Annotated in this window: 8 protein-coding genes; 4 read left to right on the forward strand and 4 right to left on the reverse strand. The window is 66.8% G+C overall.

Annotation, left to right across the window (positions count from 1 at the left end; translation table 11 throughout):
• Window positions 1–540: SDR family NAD(P)-dependent oxidoreductase (locus VN856_RS23590; RefSeq protein WP_325693687.1), on the reverse strand; the 540-nt coding region annotated here is incomplete at its 3' end.
• 13 nt (window positions 541–553) lie between these two features.
• Window positions 554–745 carry a ferredoxin gene (locus tag VN856_RS23595; protein ID WP_325693690.1) on the reverse strand — a complete coding sequence of 64 codons (192 nt, stop codon included), beginning with the start codon at window positions 743–745 and terminating at the stop codon, window positions 554–556.
• Between the two features lie 179 nt (window positions 746–924).
• On the opposite strand from VN856_RS23595, the gene VN856_RS23600 reads away from it, so the two are divergent.
• Genes VN856_RS23600 through VN856_RS23615 form a run of 4 tightly spaced genes read left to right on the forward strand, consistent with a single transcriptional unit; the run spans window position 925 to window position 5,403 of the window.
• A complete protein-coding gene (locus tag VN856_RS23600) occupies window positions 925–2,106 on the forward strand; it encodes an acyl-CoA dehydrogenase family protein (RefSeq protein WP_325693691.1) in 1,182 nt (393 codons plus the stop codon).
• A 17-nt stretch (window positions 2,107–2,123) separates the two neighbouring features.
• The gene (locus tag VN856_RS23605) at window positions 2,124–3,221 is read left to right on the forward strand and encodes an acyl-CoA dehydrogenase family protein (protein WP_325693693.1); all 1,098 of its coding nucleotides are present in this window, start codon (window positions 2,124–2,126) and stop codon (window positions 3,219–3,221) included.
• Window positions 3,222–3,223: 2 nt separating this feature from the next.
• A complete protein-coding gene (gene fadD17, locus VN856_RS23610; RefSeq protein WP_325693696.1) occupies window positions 3,224–4,729 on the forward strand; it encodes a long-chain-fatty-acid--CoA ligase FadD17 in 1,506 nt (501 codons plus the stop codon).
• Complete coding sequence (locus tag VN856_RS23615) at window positions 4,726–5,403, forward strand: serine hydrolase (protein ID WP_325693698.1); 678 nt, start codon at window positions 4,726–4,728, stop codon at window positions 5,401–5,403. Before fadD17 ends, VN856_RS23615 begins: the two co-directional genes overlap by 4 nt.
• On the opposite strand, the gene VN856_RS23620 is transcribed toward VN856_RS23615, so the two are convergent.
• Window positions 5,389–6,945, reverse strand: coding sequence for an acetolactate synthase large subunit (locus VN856_RS23620; protein ID WP_325693699.1), 1,557 nt, complete (start codon window positions 6,943–6,945; stop codon window positions 5,389–5,391). The genes VN856_RS23615 and VN856_RS23620 overlap by 15 nt on opposite strands.
• Window positions 6,946–6,967: 22 nt before the next feature.
• Window positions 6,968–7,459 (reverse strand): fructosamine kinase family protein (locus VN856_RS23625; protein WP_325693701.1); only part of this gene is annotated, 492 nt, incomplete at its 5' end.

The raw sequence follows: 7,459 nt of genomic DNA on the forward strand, positions 1-7,459 counted from the left end.
CAAGGTGAGCGAGATGATGCCCGCCTTCGCCGCTCCGTAGTTCGCCTGCCCGACCGGGCCCACCAGCCCGGCTTCCGACGAGGTGTTGACGATGCGGCCGTAAACCGATCCGCCGGCCTCTTTCGCCTTCGACCGCCAATATGTGGCGGCGTTGCGGGTCAGCAGGAAATGGCCACGCAGGTGTACCGCGATCACCGCGTCCCAATCTTCGTCGGACATGTTGAACAACATCCGGTCGCGCGTGATTCCGGCGTTGTTGACCACGATGCTGAGGCCACCCAGGCCGTCGGCGATGCTGATCAATTCGTCGGCTGTGTCACGTTGGCTGATGTCGCCACTGACCGCGACGGCTTTGGAGCCGGCGGCGGTGATCTCGTCGATGACGTCGGAGGCGTCGAGCGCGGCGGCGATGTCATTAACGACAATGGTTGCGCCCGCGCGGGCTAAGCCGATCGCCTCGGCGCGGCCCAGGCCCGCGGCCGCACCGGTCACCACCGCGACCTTTCCGGACAGATCGGCCGAATTCGTGCTGCTACTCAATTTATGAATACCTCTAGTCTTCGCGTACCAGGGCCGCTCGCGGGCATTCGTGGATCGCCTGCTCGGCCGCCGCCTCCTGATCGGCGGGGACCGGATCGGTCTTCACCACCGCATAATCCTCGTCATCGAGGTCGAAGATATCCGGCGCGATTCCCAAGCACACTGCGTTGCCTTCACACCGGTCGTGGTCGACTATCACCCGCACGACGCCCTCCTAGAACGTGGCTTTCAATTCGGTATGCCCACCATACGACCCGTCCCGGTTGCGTCCGAGCGAACGGTCGCTGGACCCTCAGACTAGAACGTGTTACAACCAGGGAAGCGAATGGGTAGCCGTTGATGCAGGCTGCCGCACAACTCACCCAAGACTGGAGGGCGGCCGGAATGCGCATCAGTTACACCCCGGAGCAGGAGGAGCTGCGTCGCGAGCTGCGGTCGTACTTCACCAAGCTGATCACCCCGGAGCGCCGTGAGGCGCTGAGCTCGACATCGGGAGAGGTCGGCGAAGGCAACGTCTACCGCGAGACGGTCGCACAGATGGGCAAGGACGGGTGGCTCACCCTGAACTGGCCCAAGGAGTACGGCGGACAGGACCGCTCCCCGATGGACTCGCTGATCTTCACCGACGAGGCCGCGATCGCCGGCGCACCGGTGCCGTTCCTGACCATCAACAGCGTCGCGCCGACGATCATGTCGTTCGGCACCGAGGAGCAGAAGAAGTTCTACCTGCCGCGCATTGCTGCGGGCGAACTGCACTTCTCCATCGGCTACTCCGAGCCCGGCGCCGGCACCGACCTGGCGAACCTGCGGAGCACCGCGGTGCGCGACGGTGACGACTATGTGGTCAACGGCCAGAAGATGTGGACCAGCCTGATCGCCTACGCCGACTACGTCTGGCTGGCGGTCCGCACCAACACCGAAGCCAAGAAGCACCGCGGCATCTCGATGCTGATCGTGCCAACCAGCGCCGAGGGTTTCTCTTGGACGCCGGTGCACACCATGTCCGGGGTGGACACCAGTGCCACCTACTACCAGGATGTTCGCGTTCCGGTGGCCAACCGGGTGGGCGAGGAGAACGGCGGCTGGAAGCTGGTGACCAACCAGCTGAACCACGAGCGCGTCGCGCTGGTGTCGCCGATGCCGATCATCATGGCGCTCAACCAGGTTCGGGAATGGGCGCAGAACACCAAGGATGCCACCGGCGCCCGGCTCATCGATTCGGAATGGGTGCAGCTGAACCTGGCCCGGGTGCACGCCAAGGTCGAGGTGCTCAAGCTGATCAACTGGGAGCTGGCCTCGTCGGAGTCGGCGTCGCCGTCACCGGCCGACGCTTCGGCGGCCAAGGTATTCGGCACCGAGCTGGCCACCGAGGCCTACCGGCTGCTGATGGAGGTCTTGGGCACCGCGGCGACCGTGCGGCAGGATTCGCCCGGCGCATTGCTACGCGGCCGGGTCGAGCGGATGCACCGCGCCTGCTTGATCCTGACCTTCGGCGGCGGCACCAACGAGGTGCAGCGCGACATCATCGGCATGGTGGCGCTCGGCCTTCCCCGAGCCAACCGCTAACGAATTCTGGAGAACCCATGGACTTCTCAACAACCGAAGCCGCCCAGGACCTCGGTGGTCTGGTCACCACGATCGTCGACGCGGTGTGCACGCCTGAACATCAGCGCAAGCTTGACGGCCTCGACCAACGGTTCGACCAAGAGCTGTGGAGCAAGCTCATCGACGCCGACATCCTCTCCACCGCCGCACCAGAATCGTTGGGTGGAGGCGGGTTTGGCGTTCTCGAGGAAGTCGCGGTACTGGTCGGCCTCGGCCACCAGCTGGCCGCTGTGCCCTACCTCGACTCGGTAGTGCTGGCCGCCGGAGCACTGGCCCGATTCGGCGTAGGCGAACTCCAACAGGAGTGGGGTGTCCCCGCGGTGAGTGGCAAAAAGATCCTCGCTGTTGCCCTCGACGGCGAAATGGGTGACGGACCAGTGCAGGCCACATCAGCCGGCGACGGCTACCGGCTGACCGGAACCCGCACTCAGATCGCATACGGACCGGTCGCCGACGGCTTTCTCGTCCCGGCCGAAACCGATTCCGGCACTTCCGTTTTCCTGGTCGCCGCCAGCGACCCGGGCGTCACCGTGACTGCGCTGGACACCACCGGCCTGGGCAGCATCGGCCATCTCCGGCTCGACGGAGTTGAGGTCGGCAGTGGACGCGTCGTCGGCGGCGACGAGGTGGTCAACTGGATCAAGACGTTGGACATACTGGGCCACAGCGCGTTCCAGCTTGGCGTGCTGGAACGTGGACTGCAGTTGACCGCTGAATACGCCCAAACCCGTGAGCAGTTCGACCGCCCGATCGGCAGCTTCCAGGCGGTCGGGCAGCGGCTGGCGGACGGCTATATCGACGTCAAGGGCCTGCGGCTGACACTTACCCAGGCGGCGTGGCGACTCAGCGAGGATCTGCCCGCCGACACCGAGGTCGCGACCGCCGCATTCTGGGCGGCCGATGCCGGGCATCGGGTGGCACACAGCATCGTTCACATCCACGGCGGCGTCGGCATCGACACCGACCACCCGGTGCATCGCTACTTCCTGGCCGCGAAGCAAACCGAGTTCGCGCTGGGCGGCGCCACCGGTCAACTGCTGAAGATCGGTCGCGAGCTGGCGGATACCCCCGCCTAGCTGTGGACGCCCTTCCTACCGTCGCCGATCTGCTGGCACCGCTGGTTGACGTCGATGATCGGGGCGTCCACTTCGAGGATTCGTTCGTCAGCTGGCGCGACCATCTCCGGCACGGCGCCGCGGTCGCGGCGACACTGCGTGCGCGACTTGATCCGAGGCGGCCGCCGCACGTCGGGGTGCTGTTGGAGAACACACCGTTCTTCTCCTCGGTCTTGGTTGCGGCGGGGATGACGGGAATTGTCCCGGTGGGACTCAACCCGGTGCGCCGGGGCGCGGCGCTGCATCGAGACATCGACCATGCCGACTGCCAACTGATCCTGGCCGACACGAATTCGGCTGGCACGCTGGGCGATATCGACCACATCAACGTCGACTCCGCTTCATGGGCTGACGAGGTCGCGGCACATCGTGATGCCGAAATACGATTTCAGGCCGCGGCGCCCGATGACCTGTTCATGCTGATCTACACCTCAGGCACCAGCGGTAATCCCAAGGCTGTCATGTGTAGCCACGGCAAGGTCGCGATCGCCGGCGTGACAATGACCGATCGCTTCGGACTCGGCCCGAGCGACGTCTGCTACGCATCGATGCCGTTGTTTCATTCCAACGCGGTTCTGGTCGGGTGGGCGGTGGCGCTCGCCTGCCGTGGCTCAATGGTGTTGCGGCGCAAGTTCTCTGCGTCGGGCTTTCTGCCCGACATCCGCCACTACGGCGCGACCTATGCGAACTACGTGGGAAAGCCGCTGTCGTATGTGCTCGCCACACCCGAGCGCCCGGACGACGCCGACAATCCATTGCGGTCGGTGTACGGCAACGAGGGCGCACCCGCCGACATCGACCGTTTCGCTGCCAGGTTCGGCTGCCGGGTCATCGACGGGTTCGGGTCGACAGAGGGCGGGATCGCCATCGGTCGCACACCGGACACTCCGGACGGCGCTCTGGGGCCGATACCCGACGGGGTCGAGATCATCGACGTGGACACCGGCGAGCCCTGCCCGGTCGGTGTGGTCGGCGAGCTGGTAAACGTCACCGGCGCAGGACGTTTCGAGGGTTACTACAACGATCCGGAGGCCAACGCGCAGCGGATGGCCGGCGGCATTTACCACAGCGGCGACCTTGCCTATCGCGACGATGCCGGTTACGCGTACTTTTCCGGCCGACTCGGCGATTGGCTGCGGGTCGACGGCGAAAACCTCGGCACCGCCCCCATCGAGCGGGTGCTGGCACGGCATCCGGACGTGACCGAGGTAGCGGTGTATGCGGTGCCGGATCCGGCCGTCGGCGACCAGGTGATGGCCGCTCTGGTGCTGGCCTCCGGCGCCGAATTCGACACCGACAAATTCCGCGCATTCCTTGCTGAGCAGACCGATCTCGGGCCCAAGCAGTGGCCGTCCTACGTCCGGGTCGGCACGAACCTGCCGCGAACGGCGACCTACAAGGTGCTCAAGCGGCAACTGTCGGCCGAGGGTCTGGACTGCGCAGACCCGGTGTGGCCCATCCGGCGGTGAACAGCTTTCACGCGTTGTCGAGTCGGCTTTCCGCGGAGGTCGGCATCGCGATTGCCTCGGTCGGGTCCAGTCCTGTTTGTCTTGGCACGTGGTCGTCCGGCGTCGCCTGGTCGACCAGCAAGGTGCCGCTGGTGATCGCGGCGTCACGGGCCGGGGTGGGTAGTCACGAGCTTGTGGCCCAGACGATTACCCAGTCGGACAACGCTGCTGCCGAAGAACTCTGGTCACGGCTGGGTGATCCCGCCAGTGCGGCGCAGCAGGTACAAGACGTGATCCGCGAGGCCGGCGACCCGGCCACCGTGGTGGAATCACGACGACTCCGCGAAGGGTATACCGCCTTCGGGCAGACGAAATGGTCACTGGCCGACCAAGCCCGGTTCGCGGCCGGACTTGCGCAGGTTGCCGAAGCGTCGGCCGTCGTCGATCTAATGCGCGGGCTGGCGACCGACCACCGCTGGGGCCTGGCCGCCAAAGGCTTTGCCGCGAAAGGTGGTTGGGGCCCTGGCCTGGCCGAGGACTACCTGGTCCGCCAGTTCGGGATCATCCCGACAGCATCCGGCTCGGTGGGCGTCGCTATTGCTGCCGAGGTTCACGAAGGCGAGTACGAGGCCGGGGTCGACGTCGTCAATATGCTGGCCAGCTGGGTCGTCGATGAAGCGCTAAGCCAGCAATGACGGTACGACGGCCTCGACCAGGTGTGGACCGGGTTCGGCGAACGCCGCGCGCAGTGCGTCGGCGAATTCCTCGGCGGTGGTGGCCCGCCGAGCCGGCACGCCCATACCTTCGGCGATCTTGACGAAATCCATTGTCGGGCGCGATATATCAAGAAGATCGAGCGCTTTGGGGCCTGGCGTCGCGCCCGCCCCGACCCGCTGCAGTTCGAGCCGAAGGATGTCATAGGCACCGTTGTTGTAGATGACGGTGGTGACATCGAGGTTTTCCCGCGCCTGGGTCCACAGACCTGAGATCGTGTACATCGCAGATCCGTCGGATTCCAGACACAACACCGGCCGGTCGGGTGCGGCGACAGCGGCCCCGACGGCGGCCGGGATTCCGTAGCCGATCGCCCCGCCGGTCAGGGTCAACCAGTCGTGTGCGGGCGCGCCGGCGGTCGCTGCCGTCAGCGGCACACTGGAGGTGTTGGACTCGTCAACGACGATCGCGTTCGCCGGCATCAGTGCACCGACCACATCGGCGACCGAGACGGCGGTCAGTGCGCCGGTCGGCAGTGGGGGGCGGGACAGTGCTGCGACGCCAGCTGTGGTGCCGGGCGCGATGTCATCAGCCAGCGCCGCCAAAGCTGCTGCGGAACCGGTGGCTCCGGCGAGTACATGAACGCTGCAACCCTCCGGCACCAGATCACTCGGCTTGCCGGGGTAGGCGAAGAACGACACCGGCGACGCCGCCCCGGCCAGGATCAGATGCTTGGTGCCCTCGAGTTGGGCCACCACGGCCTCGGCGAAATACGGGATCCGTTCGACCGCCGGGATCCCGGCCCCGCGCTCCAGCCGGGTCGGAAATGTCTCGCAATACCAACGGGTTCCGGTGGCCTCGGCAATCCGGGCAGCCGCCGTCAGTCCTGCGCCGCGGGTGGCATCGCCCCCGATCAGGAGCACAGTGGGCTCGTCGGATCGCAGGACTGCGGCGGCGGTTTCGACGGCGTCCGCGTCGACGTCAGGCTGCTTCGGCTGGCGCGGCGATGTCTCGCCGATCTGGGCGCCGTCCGTCCACGACGTGTCGGCGGGCAGGATCAGCGTCGAAATCTGGTTATTGGCAGCAGTTTCTGCGATTGCCTCGGCCGTGTCGGCTGCGACGTCGGCGGTGTCGCTCGTCCGGTGCACCCAGCCCGAGACACTGCCGGCGAGGGCGTCGATGTCGGATTCCAGTGGGGCGTCGTACTTCTTGTGATAGGTCGCGTGGTCGCCGACGACGACCACCATCGGGACGCGGGCGCGTCGGGCGTTGTGCAGGTTGGCCAGCCCGTTGCCCAGGCCGGGCCCCAGATGCAGCAGCACCGCGGCGGGCCGGCCGGCGATGCGTGCATAACCGTCGGCCGCTCCGGTGGCGATGCCCTCGAAGAGGGTCAGCACGCCGCGCATCTGGGGAACGGTGTCCAAGGCCGCGACGAAGTGCATCTCAGACGTGCCGGGGTTGGCGAAGCACACGTCGACACCGCCGTGGACCAGGGTATTGATCAGAGCCTGCGCGCCGTTCACCCACGCAGCCTAGCCCGCACGGCTAGAGCGCTAAAGCCGCCCGCGCGCAGACACCGGTCCGCTGCGCGTGGCCGCCACCGAACAACACCACATGGGCGAGCAGCGCAAAAAGCTGATGCAGCCCGATCCGCGCGCGCCAACCCGGTCGCAGCGGGTGCACTCGCTGGTAGCCCTCGACAATGTCGTCGTAGTGCGGGCAGCCGAACAGCGCGAGCATGGCCAGGTCGTTCTCCCGGTGACCGCCGTGTGCGGCCGGGTCGATGAGCACCACCCCGTCCGGCGTCCACATCACGTTGCCGCCCCACAGATCGCCGTGCAGCCGGGCGGGCGGATCCGCGTCGTCGAAGTCGCCGGCGCGGCATCGTGTCGCCACGGAGTCGATCGCGGCACGGGTCGACGCATCGAGCCGGGCCGCCGCGCGTTCGGTCATCGGTGCCAGCCGCTCGTCGGCGTAGAAGTCGCCCCATCGCCGGTGGCGCCGCAGCGACATCGGCAGCGGCTGCGACAGCGGCCC

Origin of the sequence: Mycobacterium sp., from assembly GCF_035603715.1 — a bacterium.
Taxonomy (GTDB): domain Bacteria; phylum Actinomycetota; class Actinomycetes; order Mycobacteriales; family Mycobacteriaceae; genus Mycobacterium.

Excerpts from the sequence above, each read along its gene's own strand:
- VN856_RS23605 (WP_325693693.1), top strand. The coding sequence starts at position 2,124 with ATGGACTTCTCAACAACCGAAGCCGCCCAGGACCTCGGTGGTCTGGTC.
- VN856_RS23600 (WP_325693691.1), top strand. The coding sequence starts at position 925 with ATGCGCATCAGTTACACCCCGGAGCAGGAGGAGCTGCGTCGCGAGCTG.